The following is a 16,381-nucleotide window of genomic DNA, read 5'->3' as shown; positions in this document are numbered from 1 at the left end:
TAACAGATGAATTTATTAACACTTGTTGATTTTGTAATAATTCTCAAATACATATACTCCCTAATGCTACCCATAAATCATAATGACGCATTACATCAAAAAAATCGCAACCCTCTACATTTAAAGGGTGTTGCGATTTTTTTGATGTAAATAATTTTTATAAATTTTGCGTTAACCTAATCATATCCATACATTGAATACCATTTTCATATATTTCTTCATTATAATTTCGTAAGAAAAAATCCTTATCCACACTAGTTATTCTAAAACCACATTTTTGATAAAGGCCTAATTGCATTAAACTAGAATTTCCTGTGCCTATTTCTATAGTTTTATATTTTTCTTTTTTAGCATAATCTATAGCAAATTTAAGTAGGTATTTCCCATATCCTTTTCCTTGCTCTTTTTCGGAAACTGCTATATTTATAATCTCAATTGTTTCAGTTCGGGTAGGAATTAAAATCATAATACCTACAGTAACAGCACCTTTTTTTAAAACAAAACAATCTCCCTTTTTAAGATATCCATTAACTACTTCTGTTGAGGGATCAGCTAACAATAATAACTCCATTTCTTCCATGTTAATACTTGTACTTTTTTCTATACTAATTCCATCCTCATTATTTAATTCCATTTCTAACACCCTCCCAATTAATATTTTCAATTAATATCTTAAATGAATTCCTTCTTATAAGACAATATCAACAACAATATTAATATTTTGTAATAGACAGAGTGATGATAAAAACTATAAATTTCTCACTTTAAATTCACTTAATCAGTATAACAGGTGTTTATGTTGTTTTATTTCTGTTTTTTCATTTCTTCTTGCCATGTAGCACCAACACCACCTGATGGCGTATTCCAACGGTCTTCCTGTCGTTTAATACGTTCCATGTCTGCATCACTCGGCTTAAATTCTTCTACTTCCTTATGTTGCTGTTCCTTATTATGATGTTGTTCAACTTCTTTATTATTAGGTTTATGATTGGTAGTAGCTTCTTCGGACTTATTATCTGCCTCTACACCTGCTGTACTAGATGCGGGTTTATCGTTGGCTTCAACATTCTTGCCTTCGTTCCTTTGAGACGTGTGGTTGTTTGACTTACTCTCACTAGATCGCACGCCTACGTTTTTTTCTTCCTCCCAACGATTATTTTTTACATCCCATCCAACAGGAATGACTGAATACATTTCCTTATCTTGACCAACATATTCCGCACCAAATAAATTACCATCCTTAAATTGAACTTGTATCACCGCTTCTGGTGCCTCATAAGTATATTCAATTAATTCAGTATCAAATTTCTTAGTTTTAATTGCACTTGTCGCATTACGGTGTAACACCTTAGCTACTTCTTCATATGGCATACCATGTTCAAGTGCTTCAAAGTAATCGACAGGCATCGTAGAACTACTTTCATCTGATGGAAGCTGATACTGCACAATATCAACTTTATCTTCTCTATTTTTCGTATCAAGCGCTTTGTTTTCGTTATCCTTTGGCACGTTATCATCCAACTTTTCCGTGTCCTTTAATTTATCATGCTTTGTTTCATCTACCTTCTTATCGGCTTGCGCGTCCTTCTTCACTTCCTGCTCACTCTTAGGCGTGTCTTTCTTGGTAGAGGCGTTCTCCTGACCACACCCCACTAATAAACTTGACAACAATAATCCTGCTACTAGATACTTTTTCATGTTCATTCTCCCTGTTTGCGCTATATTTATACAATAACATTAGCGTATTTACCTTATATTACCTTATTCCCTTTCGTAATATTATAACAATATATTAAAATATAAAACGATTTAATTCTCTATTATGCTATCTATTACGAGACATCTTACGAATTTAATTCTCTCAATCACGCTACGGCTTTCTAACACTTCTTTCGCACACTTTCTTCTTCCCCCAAGATGCACCTCTAATGGAAACAAATGAACAAAATTTCGATAACCTGATATGTATAGGTACTTATATAAATCAATAATTGATACGTTCACTGTATCGATCAGTCTGGCATTCCAATTAACCTCAATATTCACCCTAACATGCGTTTCTCATTGTAAATAAAAAAACAGCGAATCCTCCATGTAAGAGAATCCGCCATCATAAGTAACTAATTATTTCATATCTATTCTTTCTTTTACTTTCGCTGGGAGCTCGTCTCTCTTCACTTCCTCCCAACCAAACTTTCCTAAGTAATATACACGCAGGGGTGCTTCTTTACGAAAATTCAAGTTGTACCGCTTGTATTATTTCACTGTTTACAAAATACAGTTAGGAACAAAATGCTTCCACTTGAACAACCATTTTGTTCCATGTCGGTTACAATCCTTTGTAGAGTATCAGTATCGGTATGTTCAAGTTTAATATTTTTTTGTGCCAGAACCCACAATTATATTTGGTTCAACCGTTCCCATCACTACCATATCTTTATCAGTGATTATCTTCACCGTTTGATTTTAAATTATAATTTTTTCATAATATATGCAGAAGAAATATAACCTACTAGTTTTTGATCTGCAGTTTTAACTGGATACCATACAAACTGATTGCTACTATCTACAGATTCATCATATGCAGCGTTTCCTTGAATAATCAAGTTGGTATTTTTACTTAACGGTTTCCCACTTGAAGCGGAAGTAGGTTTAGATCTTAAATTTACGCCATCTCTTGTTACAAGTACTTGATCACCTGTTTTTAGGTGATAGATAGAAGAATGTAGATTTGTTAGTGTGTACTCCTTCTTTTTAAATATAATATTTGTGCTTGTGTTAGGATCATACTCGAAATCAGCTGTACTGAAAGGAAACTGACCCAATTTTGTATCATTTAAAAAACTGTATTGTTCTAGAATAGAAAATACTTTTTCCTGATAAGCGTTTAAATTTTTTTGACCAGTAGCTTTATACAAAGGACTGTTTGCAGGTTTTGTTCCATTATAAGCCATAACGGAGAAGTACCAGTTTTCGATTACTTCTGGTCCAGCAGCTTTTACCTTAGGAAGATCTGTTCGCTGATACATACTATGAAGAACTTTAACACCTGCTTCAATATTATAATTAATATCATATTTTAACTTTTGTTGATCGAACTGAGGTTGATTGGTAATTTGCATAATCCCAATTCCACCGTCTTGCGCTATGATTGGCTGGCCGTTTCCATCAAATTGTTTCCATCCACTTTCTTGTGTAGCTACTGCTTTTATAACTTCAGGAGGAACATTTTCTTTTAATGCTGCGTTCGTTAGTAGGCAATTTATGTGCTGACGAGAGGGATTTTGGTTTGGCTTAATTTCACCATATGGCTCACACGTAGATGCAGCAGAGACATCTTCATAGGACCAACAGAATATCATAAAGCAAGCCAATATCCCTATTCTTAGTAATTGTACTTTCATTCTAGTATTCTCCAATCTATTTAATAATTTATAGTTATACACATTTTACCATAATATATTTCTAATATTCTTTATTTTGAGAATGCATAGGGCAATCACGAGAGTGGCAATGGGACACCATGGTCTTGCACGTCAGCCATAGCAGAAATGGACTTTGCCTTTGGTAACAAGAATCCTACTAACGTTAGTCAACTTGCCTCTTTAGAGATAGGAGCTTCAATTTAAATAATGCGTTCTGAGACACAACTCTTCTTCTAAAATAGCATAATAATATTTATCCCACCATTCATTCCCATGTGGTATACACTTCCTGAAATAGCCTTCTCTTCTCATTCCAATCTTCTCCATCACCCGATATGATGGAATATTTTGTGGCTGACATGTAGCTATTATCCTATGTAAATTCATTTCCTTAAAGCCATATTTTACTGTAGCTTGTGCTGCTTCAGAAGCATATCCTTTATTGAAATATTTAGGATTGAACACCCAACCAATCTCATATGTATGCTCACCAAAATATTTATGAAAAACTATATGACCAATCAGAATACCTTTATCAATTAATACTACAGGAAAGTTCTTAGCGTTTTCACCAATGTTTTCATTCACAAAGTTTCTTGCACCTTCTTCAGTAAAAACCCCTTCAGGTATGTATTTCATAACATTAATATCTGATGTATACTCATGAACAGCTTGCCAATCTTTGAACTCAAATCTTCGTATTAATAACCTTTCTGTTTCTATAAACATTACTTTTCCCCCTCAAAGAATTGCAACTATATTTTAAATCCACATTTAACCCTTAAAACAAAAAGAACTTGTAGGACTCTCTACAAGTTCTTTTTAGTTTAAGGTGAATATACGGGCCAAACAAACTATCTTACAGATTGACTGTAGAAACTTTAGGGGTAATGCTTTGACAAATATATTATATAACAAATATTAACATCCACGGGATTTATTTTTGAAAATTATGTGAATTAGGAAAGAAAGTGGTTTTTTTAGCTATTATTGTTAATAACTGACGGTATCCTTATATTTCAAGAAAAAATATAGGTAGCCCGTTAAAGAACCCTGCAGAACAGGTTTATTAACATGTAAAGTGACAACCTATTTTTCAAAACTACAGAAATTCAACATTTTCGTTATACCGTATGTATAGTAAAAGGCATCGACACCATTCATGTCCCGTACAAAAAAGCGAAGTCTTTAACTAAACTTCGCTTTTCAATGTATTATGAATTACAGGAATTATTGCTAAATGCCAAAAGTGTATTTCTCCAAATATAAATCTTTTTTATTTCAGCTAACTTTGCAAAAGAATTTGATCAAATATAATTAATTATTGATTAACCGCTTTAGCTACAAGTACTGCGTATGCTTCTGCACCTATATTGGTTAAATGCACACCATCAGGTGCAAAGTAGTCTTTCTTTCCAGCACTTGCTGCATACCAATCAACTAGAGTTACATTAGGATATTTAGGTACTGTTACTTTCAGTCTCTCGTTCACAATTGATTCCCACGGACGTGGCACTCTCGTATTAATAAATATTATTTTACGTTCGTTTCCAATTAATTTTATTAATGAAACAAGTTGCTCAGTAGTAAAGGCTCCATTTGTACCTAATCCGATAATGACATAGTTTCCTAAATTCCCTTCATTTTTTAACTGTTCAACTACCGGAATCGCTTTTGACAGCTGACGACCAATTTGCGCATCAATCCTAATATCAGGAAAAGTATTTTTTAAATATGGAGTAATATCAATCATAACGGAATCGCCTATCGCAGTAACTGTGAGTGGATTTTTAGGTTTTGCAGGATTTACTTCTTTTGATTCCCCTTGATTTAGTGGCGTTTCTTGATCTGCATTTTCCCAAACAGCAACTGGATGTGGCGCCGGTTTTGTTTGTACTGTTTCCACCTTATCTTGTTGAGAATTCTCCTTAGCCTTACTAGCATTTGATAACCCTAAAACTGCTATTGACGAAAAGAATAATGAACAAACTAAAGCTAACTTAACACCTAAAGTGACATTTTGAAGTCTTAAGTTCTTAAACTGAATGTTCCGAAGCGCACCTTGTCGGATTGGTTTTTCGATAAACTTCCATGAAATTTGCGCAATCAATATGATTAAAAGAAATTGAAAGATTGCTCTTATTATTGAAAAATCCCCTACATTTACTTTTGGAGTCGTTAATGTAAGAATTGGATAATGCCAGAGGTATATGCCATACGATCTTACCCCTACCCAACGTAAAGGCCTAAATCGCAAAAATTGAGCAATGCGACTAGCTGGATGAGCTAGATTTGCCACTAACAATGCTGTTGCAATTGATAAGAGAACCATTCCTCCCTTGTATAGAAATGGATCATATTGATTGGTCTTCCAAAACATAACCAAAATTATAATAAGAGCTATGCCCCCCACTACATCAAGAATGAAACGCGCCTTCGGGATAATTTTATTAGCAAGCCTATTGCTTGGCCAAACTAAGGCAAGTACCGCTCCGATAAGTAAGGAAAAGGCCCTCGTATCTGTACCATAATATATTCTACTCGGATCAACTCCAGGTTCATATAAATTTGCCATTGCTAAAGCTGAAGCAAACGCTCCTAGACAAATCAATAAAATCATACGGGATTGTTTTTTTATGTAGTAAAGTCCTAAACTAATAATAAACGGCCAGACAACATAGAATTGTTCCTCGACTGCTAACGACCAAAAATGATTTAATGGAGAAATCTGATTAAAATTATCAAAGTAAGATAATTTATGATAAATATACCACCAGTTACTAACATAAAATAATGCCGCTAATGAATCTCCGCGCATTTTTTCAAGTAAAGAGCTATGAAAAATCGTAATCCATGCCAATGTTATAACGAGCATAACAATCATTCCTGGAAGCAATCTTCTTGCTCTACTAAGCCAGAATTTTTTCAAATCAATTCTCTTATTTCTCTTCCACTCCATGGCTAGAATATCTGTAATTAAATAACCTGAAAGTACAAAAAATACTGTAACCCCTAAAAACCCTCCAGGTAACCAATTAAAATTAATATGATACAAAATAACACCTAGTATAGCTAGCCCTCTTAGACTGTCCAACCCAACCATATAACGACTATTTTTTTTAAAAGGTTTAGTCATTCTATATTCACCTCTATTTCTTGGTAACTAGGTTAATAATAACGGCATAAAATGCTATTAATTTCCTAAAATCATATAAGCTAAATAAACCATTACAAACATCATTTTGTAAGGCTTTTTTTTATATTTACATGCACAGCAATAAATACTTTATCACGTTATCTGGCTCTGTTGTGAAAATTTTTATAGTAGATGTTTTTACTCTTCCTAAACAAGAGGAATTTGCCCAATCAAAAATTTATATACCGTTTGTCTTAAAGTAAAATTTTGATACGTTTTTACAGAGATGCCAAGGCCTGTGACATTTTGAATATAATTGATAATGCATATGTAAAAGATTTTGCATATAAAAACATAATAAAAAAAGGATATGCATAATTGCATATTCCTCTTAATTGTAAAGCGCTTTCATTTTTAGAAAAATCCTCTTTAATATTTTTAATCTCTTTGTTAGCTTGATAGCGAAATGGTATAGCAAACAAACCATAGTCTGGATATTTCCGTAAATATCAATTGGAAGAATGAAGGGATAGGGCTTCTAACCACAATAATTATGGAGATACCCTACTAATAAGTTAGAATTCGATTAAGCCCATTACTTATTAATTTCCCTCGTCTATACGAGATAATAGTGGGAGTAGTTCAATAATGGGATAATCTTCATAAAGTAAAATGACGCGTAGACTTTGATGAAATCCTTAAAAAATAATCAGCTCGATAAATCGAGCTGATTATTTTTTAAGGATTTCATCATTCTTTTTGATTTTGGGGCCATGTTAGCTTATATAAAAGTGCTAAAATTCCAAAGAACGTGTATAAAAAGTGACAAACAAAAGATATATTGTCAATAGCAATAATATTAATACACAAGTAAAATACACGATAGAAATACGCTTTCTATTCTCTTTCCAATTACGTATACTGGAAATTATAAAACTTACTATCACCATGCAACAAATCCCTACTAAAAAAACCAATACATACTCGTGAATAATAACACCACAAATTAAAAATATAACAGCTAATATTGCTAATAGTGAATGAACTACACGCAAAAATAACCTCTCCTTATCTCATTGGAAACCTATTAATGTACGATTATTTTATTTAGCAAACAAATGATTCCCAATTTGTGCAACGGTTTGACGTGTTGTAATCCATTTATCAGTCGAGGTTTTTGGATTGTAGAAATAAAGCCAATCAGAATTTGTTCCTTTTGAAGTGAGGGCCTCTTCTACTGCCATTTTTGCTTCCTGTGTAGCAGGCTGATTAATTCTACCATCTGTAACAGGAGTAAATGCGTAACCATTTTTAATGGGTTCATAAATTACGTCTGTAATTGTATTTGGAAAACCATTTGCGTTAGCACGATTTAATACTACCTTTGCAACTGCAACCTTTCCTGCATGCGGTTCTCCTCCAGCTTCTGCATTTACTAATCGAGCCATTAAATCCACTTCTTGTAATGAAATACCGGTATCAATCTTTAAGTGCTGACCGACAAAAATATGGTTTTCGTCTACGTTATTGTTTTGTTTTATTGACTGTATTGAAACTTTATATTGTTGTGATATAGAACTTAGTGTATCCCCGCTTTTCACTTGGTAAATTGCTTGATATGTATTAGTTGAAACTGTTGAATTAGTTTTTTGAACATATTTGTTTGCAGTTGACGATACCGGAATTGTTAAACGTTCTCCAATATTAATTTGATCATTTTCTTTATTGTTTTCTTGTTTAAGTGATTGTACGGACACCTCATATTGTTTACTTATTGCTTCTAGGGTATCATTCTTTTGAACCGTATAAACCGTTGAAGCCGCAGTCCCTACTGGATTTGATACTACTGTAATCATTGCAGCAGATAATGGTAACCAGGTTTTCGCCTTACATAACTTCATTCAAAAAAGCCTCCTAAAAATTATTAAGTACTCTTAATATGTTTAAGTTAAAAACAAATCAAGCTATTTATAGCGTAACAAAACATTGAATTCAAGTCATTGAATTTGTATTTCTATATAATAATTGGGTTGCTTATGATATTGAAATTGAATTATTATAGTTATGTTTCAAAAGAATCGGACAATCTAATTCTTAAACTAAATATGGTGAAAGTAGAGGCTTATTTCAATTGCCTAATAGTTTCTTTACTAAGAACTGTTACTATATGCTATACTGACTCCTAATTAATTGTAGAAGGAATGATAAAAATGAGTGACAGATCCTCAAGACGATGGAAAATGCAACAAAAGTTACGGGCACTGAAAACAAAAAAGAGCAATGATACAAACCCTTTGTTTAATGAATGTATTGAATCTCTCGGAGAGGAAACTCTCATTTTCTCTCAAAATAAAAGCCAACAAATTGCAAATACTTTCATAAATTCATTTCCTATAACTGTCTCTGGAAGAATAGATTGGGAACAGATAGACAATCAATTAATAGCTTTAAATAAAGAGCAACTAATTTCCCTTATTAAAGAAAACAAACCAGGTTTTGATGAACAAATTTTTATACTATGGGATAACTATGAAATCCCTGTAATAAGCACAAATCTTGATAAAGTATTCCAATCACTAGTTGATATTGATGCAGTCAGTTTTTATTTCTGGTTATTGGATAAAGAATATAAATTTATAATTGAAATAAAAAATGAAGAAATGATTATGGTTGGATTTTGCTAATAATCCAATCCACTTTCCTCATTCTTTTTTTCTATAAATGAGCTTTTTCCACCGAAGCCATGTCGCCTTTAGCAATACGAGTACCTCTTTCAATTTCATGATCTTGCATAATTTTCCTCTTTAGGAACTTCATTGTTAACAACCCACACTCCGACTTCTCCGTGGCAACTACTGTCCACCGTTCCAAGAACATTGTGTTCCGCGTTATACCGATACGGGGATGTACCTGCAATTCATATCCTGGTAGAGCCTTAAAAACTTATATTTTTGGGACACTAACATGTTTCTTTTTTCATTTATAAGTTTAATATTTCTTATACGGCATTTGGATTTTGCGATATAATTTCAATCGAGAATGGGAATTCCCTCTCACTACTTGTCTATTGTCTTGTTATTTGCTTTTTCCTAGTAGATTATAGCAAACGACAAGACTATTATTTTTTTCTTCTAATCCCGTACTTATATTCTTTGATTTTGTTACTTTTCCTTAACAACAAACAAGACGCCAACCAGATCACGGAAGCGCCTACAATACTTGCTATAAACTTAACTAAACTTATTTACCTTCACGTCATTTACTTCTTTGTTTCCATACCCCATTCTCTTTACGATAAGTATTCTTTCCATTCATGAATCCCGCTGTATTACCAGGAATGCTATATTTTTTATTCTTAGCTTTCTTCTTCATTCTCTTTTCTTCTTGAACAGCTTGCAGATCCACCTTCCATTGTTTTAACAAATCCTCTTTACGTCGCATCGAATTTGTACCCCTTATATCGAAAAATAAATTGAATAATCATATTATATACATTTAAATATATTTTTCAATAAAAAGAGAGCACCCCCGCTACCGGTGCCCTCAATGTGAATCGGGGTTATCCTGAGCATTGAATAGGACACGAAGAACTCGTCCTATTACATAATATGCTTGTCCTTATAATAATGTGCATTAAAAAAGCACCCTCGCACAGGTTCCAAATAATACATATACTTTGAATTAACTAACATGTTCGAAAAGACCTTTCCATATCATTGTATGATTATAAATTATCTTTATACTTAAATGACTCCTTAAGTATGTTTAATGTATAATTTCTATATAACTAAAAAAAAGCACCTGCATCATATAACTTTCTATCTTTCTTAACTATTCGCTTTATGTTTGGTGGTTGGGAGAAAACCAAGAATCTTCTCATTTATACTCCGTAGGTTCAGTCAGTACTTCTGTTGTCCCCTCACCTTCGCTCACCAATTATGGTTACGCAACATGATACCTAATAACAAATAAATCTATATATATAGTTTCAAAAATATGTGGTTGAGTGTTAAAATTGCATAGGTACTCTTTAACGTATTCCCCGAAAGAATTCTCCTTCCTCAAGCGTGTGAAGGGCGTAGCCCTACGATAGGTGGGAGATGACTTTCGGTTTGGCATAGCCAAAAACTTTTGATAAACTTGCTATATGAAGTTCTTTGATAACTTGATATAGAAGGTTGCAGGAAGAAAATAGAGTGCGAAAACCAAGCCATTCGGTTCCTGCGTAAAATATCAACCGTACCAACAGAGCATCCATGCGTTGGACATCTAGGGATGGAACACCCCGAAGTAACGCTCAGGGAGACGAAAGGTTACTTTCGTTGTGGAACTGATAAGCTCCCACTTCAAGCTTTGCTAAGTGGCGAGTAGTTCACGGAGTTCTCATATAAATTAACAAGAGTTTAAAAATTCTCGAATCTTAGCCCCTTGGAGCGCCCTCCAAGGGGCTGAACTAATTAAAATATAGATTATATGCACCTTTATTATTTTTATTGACTCTATATATTGCATATACGTAATATTTTTGTGAAACATCGCGGGTTTCAAATACAACATTTTTTAAAGAACTCTTATCTTTCCATAAGAGTTCTTTTTTAATAATGCATTTGTTTAAATTCTTAAATTTGGCCAGACAGTCCAGTAATTCTCAATACTTTGTCAATCTTCCTGATTGTCGAAACCCATATACATAATTATTTTCACCTCGGCATCCTAATAATACAATATTTTAAAAATAGATGAAGTTATGTACCAACAAACAAATTTTACATGAATCAATTACCAAAAATAGATAAAAATTTTTGACTATAGCGCATTTACCTTTATGAATATGAGATACAGACGAAATACGGGGAAAAATAGGTCATAGGACAGAAATGAAATCTGAAACTTCTAAACTATCTTTTTATTTCCGTTCGACATTATATGACAATATAAAGATATATGATGTGTTATTATTACTGTTGCAATCTTAAATTTTACATAATTGGAGGAACAAACGTGGGAAAAATATTTAAGTTTGGATGCCTAGGCATTATAGTTTTATTTGTAATCGGAATAATTGCTATGGTTGCTGGTGGCGGAGATTCAACAGAAACAACTTCAACAGACACTAAAGCAGTATCAAAAGAAGGGGTATCTTCTGATGTAAAAATCGCTGTAGGATCTATGGAAACAGTAGATTCTGTAGGCAATGAATATACAAAAGAACAAGCACAAGGTGTATTTAAAATTTTAGAAGTTACACTTACTAATAATCAAAAAGACGCTATCACTGTTGATGCTAACAGCTTTAAATTAGTAGATAGTAAAGGTCGCGAATTCACATATTCAACACAAGGTCAAACATCTTTTGACTTAGCTAACGGTGGAAAAACTGACTTCTTCTTAAAACAATTGAATCCTGGTCTAACCCAAACAGGTAAAATTGTATTTGATATACCAAAAGATGCTGAAGGACTTTTCTTAAAAGCTAGTGGTGGTATGACGGGTAAAGAAATTAAGTTAAAAGTAGAATAGTAAAAAGGTACTCGAAAGAGTACCTTTTTTTCTCACTGACCAACATTACATAACGCGGGAAAATAAGATGTGGATGAGAATTCAATACATATTAATAAAATTAAGACGGTTCAAGTTTGAGAAGGGCTCCTTAAGTTTACTATTCTTTTTGGAAAGTAACTTTACACATAGAAAAAACCTCATATATTGAGACCTTATAGTAAATATTTTAGTATTTTTCTTCCTACAAAATCTCAGCAAAAAGAATCATTAAAAAACATATTGAATTACTGAAGAATTCTGTCCTCAACATTACATTAGATTTGCATCATATTTATTAATCGTGAATACATTTCACGTTCTTCTTTTGACTTTTTTATATAATTGTGAGCAGCATGAAAAACATCCAAAAATTGATTAAGAAAAGGAAATTCCAAAATCTTCCACAATGCTTTCCCATTAAACCTACTATGATAATAAACGTCTAATTTTTTCTACACAAAGGTTCTGTATACTCATATATATTTATTTTAGCTTTAAGATACGTTCAATTTCCTCCACACTCAACTTACTTGCTTTTGCAATAGTTTCAAGTGGTACACCAATTTCATGCATTCCTCGGATTATCTGCATCTTACCTTGCTCGATTCCTTTTTCCATGCCCTCTTGTTCTGCATGCGCTAACTTAGCTTGTTCATCTAGAAGTAATTTCTCTCGAGCTTCATATGCTGTTCGGAAAGAAGAATCATGGCTCATATTTTACCATTTATTTATTACCTTTTGTAAAATTGGATCTTGATTCATCGCAATCTCCTCCAATATTTGAGTAAAATTCTTCACACATTATTGAGATTCTTCTCCGTCTAGAAAATTAAAATTACCATCAATAAGATTCTGTAAATACTCATCAAAGCTGTTTGCAATCACTTCATATTCATCGGGGTCGTGTAAAAAACGAATGATTTGACCACATACCCCTTCTTCAGAAGGATTAAAATCAATATACAGCTTTGATGTTCCACCGTTGTTCATACAATCTGAAAAGTGAATATACGTGCCAGGGAGAAGACCTTCTGGATTTATCTTAGAGTCAACAGCATCCTCGTCATCTTGGTATTCAAAAAGATAGGAGACGTCTTCTCCTTCTTTTGAACTTTCGATCATTTCCTGTGTAGAAAGCAAATAATATGGATACTCTTCAACATCTGAACCTAAAATACATACCGTGACTTCGTTTTCTCCATATTTCCGCCAATATGTACCATCGATATTTTCAAGTAAAGTGATTAACGATTGTGGACAATTTGGATATTTCGTTCTTAATATATCAATATCCCCTTTTGTAGCACCGTATGCTTTATTTAGTGCTTCGAGATCATCTGTTGATAATGCTACTTTCAAACCGTTTAAAAAATTTTTTACCAAATCCATTATTTTGTCCTCCCCAAAAACGAATATAAATTTTCTTAGTCTATATACCTAACATAAATAAGATTTGACCTTTAACCGTTTACACATCTAATTTAATTAGTACCATTACGTTCTAGCTCTTCTCGATTAAAGTATTGTTCTAGTAACTCTTTACCTGTTTTGATTGTAGTATAGTACTCTCCACCATACAGTTTCCCTTCTGATGGTTTATGGAAATCTTCGTATTTAGGGAAGTCTTCATTCTCTTCAAATGATTTCTTTGCAACTTCCATGTCTTCTGCTTCTATTTTAGCAAACAATCTACCTATACCGAATAACCCTTCATCATCAATACTTTCTTCTATAAGATAGTGTTCCTCTTCCTCTATAGGTGTCATTTTACTTTTTCTAACAGAATATAGATGACCCGTTTCTTCTTCTCTTACCGTAATAAAAATCCAACCAACTCTTACAACTGTACAAGGTTCTAATCCTAATAGTGTATAAGCAACTACCTTTTGGTCTTTCACATATTTCCCCATTTTATCTACCCCTTGTTGTTTATTTTGTTTAAAAGTTAAAATATTTTCAACGTGGTGATACATATCTATAACCATATAAAACCGTAATTCCCTTTACTACAACTGTTTTTTTTCAATGCTTTTCACTACCTCCTTTCCTGTTAAACAATTCATATATTAAATATAAATTGCAAATTCTATAGGTTCCTTTTTATTCCCATTTTGGTCATCCTTTTCGTTCCTATTAATAATTTTTTCAACTTCTATTAAGCCAATTATTGTCTATGAAAACATTGAATATTCCCATTTTTATCATACAGGATAAAGAATGATTGCACCAATTATTACCATGCGTTTCTAAAGTTTTTTGAAATGACGTTATTACTTTTTAACAAGTTTATTATTCGCGTACATCAAGTGTACAATGATATTTATTTTGCCATTATTGAAACAGAGTAAGATAGTAGCTAGTTCATCTTAAAGCGAGCTTTTTAATTCTAAATACAAACTAATTTCTTGATTATTTTTTTATAAATCCCCACCAACTAAAACAAGTTGTAATTGTTCATATATTTCCTGTGTATCAGGTGTACTTTCTGCCTGCTTACGTTCACGTTTAACTGTAGTATCATTTTCCACTAGTATTTCTTCTTTAGTTTCTGCGACCATTTCTATGTGCTCTAGTACAGCTACACGCTCTAAGCCTTCCATTTCATCTAAATCTTCTACATCATCTGCATCGTCAATTATTTCTGATTCTTCTGTTTTTATAATCTCTCTCTGTTCTTTTTTCAATTCAATTACTGCTGATTGCTCTTGTACTATGCTCTCTTTTTCAAGGCTAAATTGAGCAACTTCAATTACCTCTAAAGGTTTATGTTTAGTATTTGCAATTTTATTTGCTTTTGCTATAGCAATTTTCACTTTCATCGCTCTTAATGAAGAGGATATTTTATTTAGTATTCTTCCTAATCCATAGAAACGAATTGCCTCAACTATAACACCCATTGCAATTCCAAAAATCCATGAGCTTGAAAAATACCCAACTAAGCTAAATGTTATAACTCCTGGTAAATATAAGCTAGCATAGGCTATTAAATTAGGTATAGCTTTTTCTACTGTTAATTTGAAGCTATATTTAATTATTAAATATATAGCACTTAACCCCACTATTAAACCAGCCAGATTTAATAATAAATTTTTAAAAGTTTCACCTATCATTATAATTTCCTCCCTTTATGAAAGAAAATGCTCTAAAGGCAAATCTATTAGAGGGTTATAGGATGGTTTCACCTCATGTAAAACCTTCTCTACTATAATTTCTGCATATTTAAGCATGTAGTCAGTTAAACTATTACCCTCTTCTAACACGCTTCCATAATCCACCTTCGGAAACAAGATTTTCTACTCTTTTACCATTTCACTAATACAATAATTCATTTCAAATTCATTGAAATTGAACTTTAACACCTAGAAATATTTAAATAACTTATTGTCATAATAACAAGGTACAGTCTCCATCTCTTTTTTTCTCTAATAATCTTTGATAAATAGGTTCTCCCAATTCTTTTAAAGTACCAATTCAATACTTTTCTCACCTATAACGTTACGTATTGCAGCAGCTGGTGATTCTTCAAATGAAAAAGGTATATGATCTTTCTCTTACCAAATCATGTACCCTAATGATTGGCTTACGGCCATTAATTATAATTAGAAATATTGTATATTTTCCCTTTTCAGCATAAAACTGAAACTGTGATTCAAATTAATAACTTATTGAGTTTTTTCTTCAGTACCAAACTTCAAATTGGAAATCCCATTATCAATTGCATCTTTTATACTTTGAACTGTACTCTCAATGCCCCCAATTATTGTGAAAAGTAGTAAGGAAACACACTGTCCTATATCCGCAACAACATGTGCAAAGCAAAAGGCAGATTGATATGTTTTACCTTCTACTAGAACTTCTATCATCTGCTGATGAGTAGCAGATCTCTCAACTTCCTCTAAAATCTTAGCTATTCGCTCAAATCCATTTAGTTCATTCGTTTTAGTAGTAACATACATTATTTTTACTCCTACTACTTAGTATGAAATTTGTTTAATAAGTTAGTGGAAGTGTTACAAACCCTTTAGAGTAACTGCATAATAAAATTCCTTTTCAAATATATACAACACCCTTCATCCTTTCCTTATGGAAATATCTATATAAACGGCATAAGCCTAATTGTTTTTAAACACAAAAAACCCTTTCGGGTATATGAATTTTTGTAAGCAAGGCTGCTTTACAAAGTCATTTCCCCGAAAGGGTTGTAGTATTTATGGATTAAGAAAAGAAAAAAGAAAGTCTTACATACATTATATAAATTATCATCATCATATTCAATTTA

General features: G+C 32.6%; 13 protein-coding genes and 2 pseudogenes. 2 read left to right on the top strand and 13 right to left on the bottom strand.

The features are described from left to right. Positions 1–157 precede the first annotated feature (157 nt). The 6 genes from ACO6VI_RS22330 to ACO6VI_RS22305 all read right to left on the bottom strand — a co-directional run bounded on the left by ACO6VI_RS22330 (position 158) and on the right by ACO6VI_RS22305 (position 8,462). The gene (locus ACO6VI_RS22330) at positions 158–634 is read right to left on the bottom strand and encodes a GNAT family N-acetyltransferase (protein WP_422424109.1); all 477 of its coding nucleotides are present in this window, start codon (positions 632–634) and stop codon (positions 158–160) included. Between the two features lie 170 nt (positions 635–804). Then, on the bottom strand, positions 805–1,698 hold the full coding sequence (locus tag ACO6VI_RS22325; protein WP_422424107.1) for a hypothetical protein: 894 nt from the start codon (positions 1,696–1,698) through the stop codon (positions 805–807). Positions 1,699–2,471: 773 nt separating this feature from the next. Beyond that, positions 2,472–3,404, bottom strand: coding sequence for a transglycosylase SLT domain-containing protein (locus tag ACO6VI_RS22320; RefSeq protein WP_422424105.1), 933 nt, complete (start codon positions 3,402–3,404; stop codon positions 2,472–2,474). 216 nt (positions 3,405–3,620) lie between these two features. Then, positions 3,621–4,154 carry a GNAT family N-acetyltransferase gene (locus ACO6VI_RS22315; protein ID WP_000469487.1) on the bottom strand — a complete coding sequence of 178 codons (534 nt, stop codon included), beginning with the start codon at positions 4,152–4,154 and terminating at the stop codon, positions 3,621–3,623. Positions 4,155–4,746: 592 nt separating this feature from the next. After that, positions 4,747–6,561 (bottom strand): acyltransferase family protein, encoded by a 1,815-nt coding sequence (locus ACO6VI_RS22310; protein WP_069604162.1) that lies wholly within the window; start codon positions 6,559–6,561, stop codon positions 4,747–4,749. Positions 6,562–7,664: 1,103 nt separating this feature from the next. After that, positions 7,665–8,462, bottom strand: a complete 798-nt coding sequence (locus tag ACO6VI_RS22305; protein WP_422424103.1) for a LysM peptidoglycan-binding domain-containing protein — start codon at positions 8,460–8,462, stop codon at positions 7,665–7,667. Positions 8,463–8,771: 309 nt separating this feature from the next. Between ACO6VI_RS22305 and ACO6VI_RS22300 the strand changes: the two genes are divergently transcribed. Next, positions 8,772–9,245: a hypothetical protein gene (locus ACO6VI_RS22300; protein ID WP_422424101.1), complete on the top strand. Its 474-nt coding sequence runs from the start codon at positions 8,772–8,774 to the stop codon at positions 9,243–9,245. 571 nt (positions 9,246–9,816) lie between these two features. Here the strand turns inward: ACO6VI_RS22300 and ACO6VI_RS22295 are convergent. Continuing rightward, positions 9,817–10,002, bottom strand: coding sequence for a hypothetical protein (locus tag ACO6VI_RS22295; protein ID WP_001253021.1), 186 nt, complete (start codon positions 10,000–10,002; stop codon positions 9,817–9,819). A 1,560-nt stretch (positions 10,003–11,562) separates the two neighbouring features. Between ACO6VI_RS22295 and ACO6VI_RS22290 the strand changes: the two genes are divergently transcribed. After that, positions 11,563–12,081 carry a DUF4352 domain-containing protein gene (locus tag ACO6VI_RS22290; RefSeq protein WP_017658149.1) on the top strand — a complete coding sequence of 173 codons (519 nt, stop codon included), beginning with the start codon at positions 11,563–11,565 and terminating at the stop codon, positions 12,079–12,081. Between the two features lie 504 nt (positions 12,082–12,585). Here the strand turns inward: ACO6VI_RS22290 and ACO6VI_RS22285 are convergent. The 6 genes and pseudogenes from ACO6VI_RS22285 to ACO6VI_RS22260 all read right to left on the bottom strand — a co-directional run. Further along, a pseudogene (locus ACO6VI_RS22285) lies at positions 12,586–12,897 on the bottom strand (Rpn family recombination-promoting nuclease/putative transposase); the annotation flags it as partial. 6 nt (positions 12,898–12,903) lie between these two features. Then, positions 12,904–13,491 carry an SMI1/KNR4 family protein gene (locus tag ACO6VI_RS22280; protein WP_161520256.1) on the bottom strand — a complete coding sequence of 196 codons (588 nt, stop codon included), beginning with the start codon at positions 13,489–13,491 and terminating at the stop codon, positions 12,904–12,906. Positions 13,492–13,583: 92 nt separating this feature from the next. After that, positions 13,584–14,012 carry a hypothetical protein gene (locus ACO6VI_RS22275; protein ID WP_031312909.1) on the bottom strand — a complete coding sequence of 143 codons (429 nt, stop codon included), beginning with the start codon at positions 14,010–14,012 and terminating at the stop codon, positions 13,584–13,586. Positions 14,013–14,058: 46 nt separating this feature from the next. Continuing rightward, positions 14,059–14,204: pseudogene (locus tag ACO6VI_RS22270) on the bottom strand (transposase); the annotation flags it as partial. Between the two features lie 315 nt (positions 14,205–14,519). After that, positions 14,520–15,212, bottom strand: a complete 693-nt coding sequence (locus ACO6VI_RS22265; RefSeq protein WP_161520255.1) for a hypothetical protein — start codon at positions 15,210–15,212, stop codon at positions 14,520–14,522. Between the two features lie 552 nt (positions 15,213–15,764). Next, on the bottom strand, positions 15,765–16,058 hold the full coding sequence (locus ACO6VI_RS22260) for a hypothetical protein (protein ID WP_017657372.1): 294 nt from the start codon (positions 16,056–16,058) through the stop codon (positions 15,765–15,767). Between the last annotated feature and the right edge of the window lie 323 nt (positions 16,059–16,381).

It is taken from the genome of Bacillus sp. PSXD-155 (genome assembly GCF_049310765.1).
In the GTDB taxonomy this organism is placed as follows: Bacteria; Bacillota; Bacilli; order Bacillales; family Bacillaceae_G; genus Bacillus_A; species Bacillus_A cereus.
This window is presented reverse-complemented; position numbering and strand designations above follow the sequence as displayed.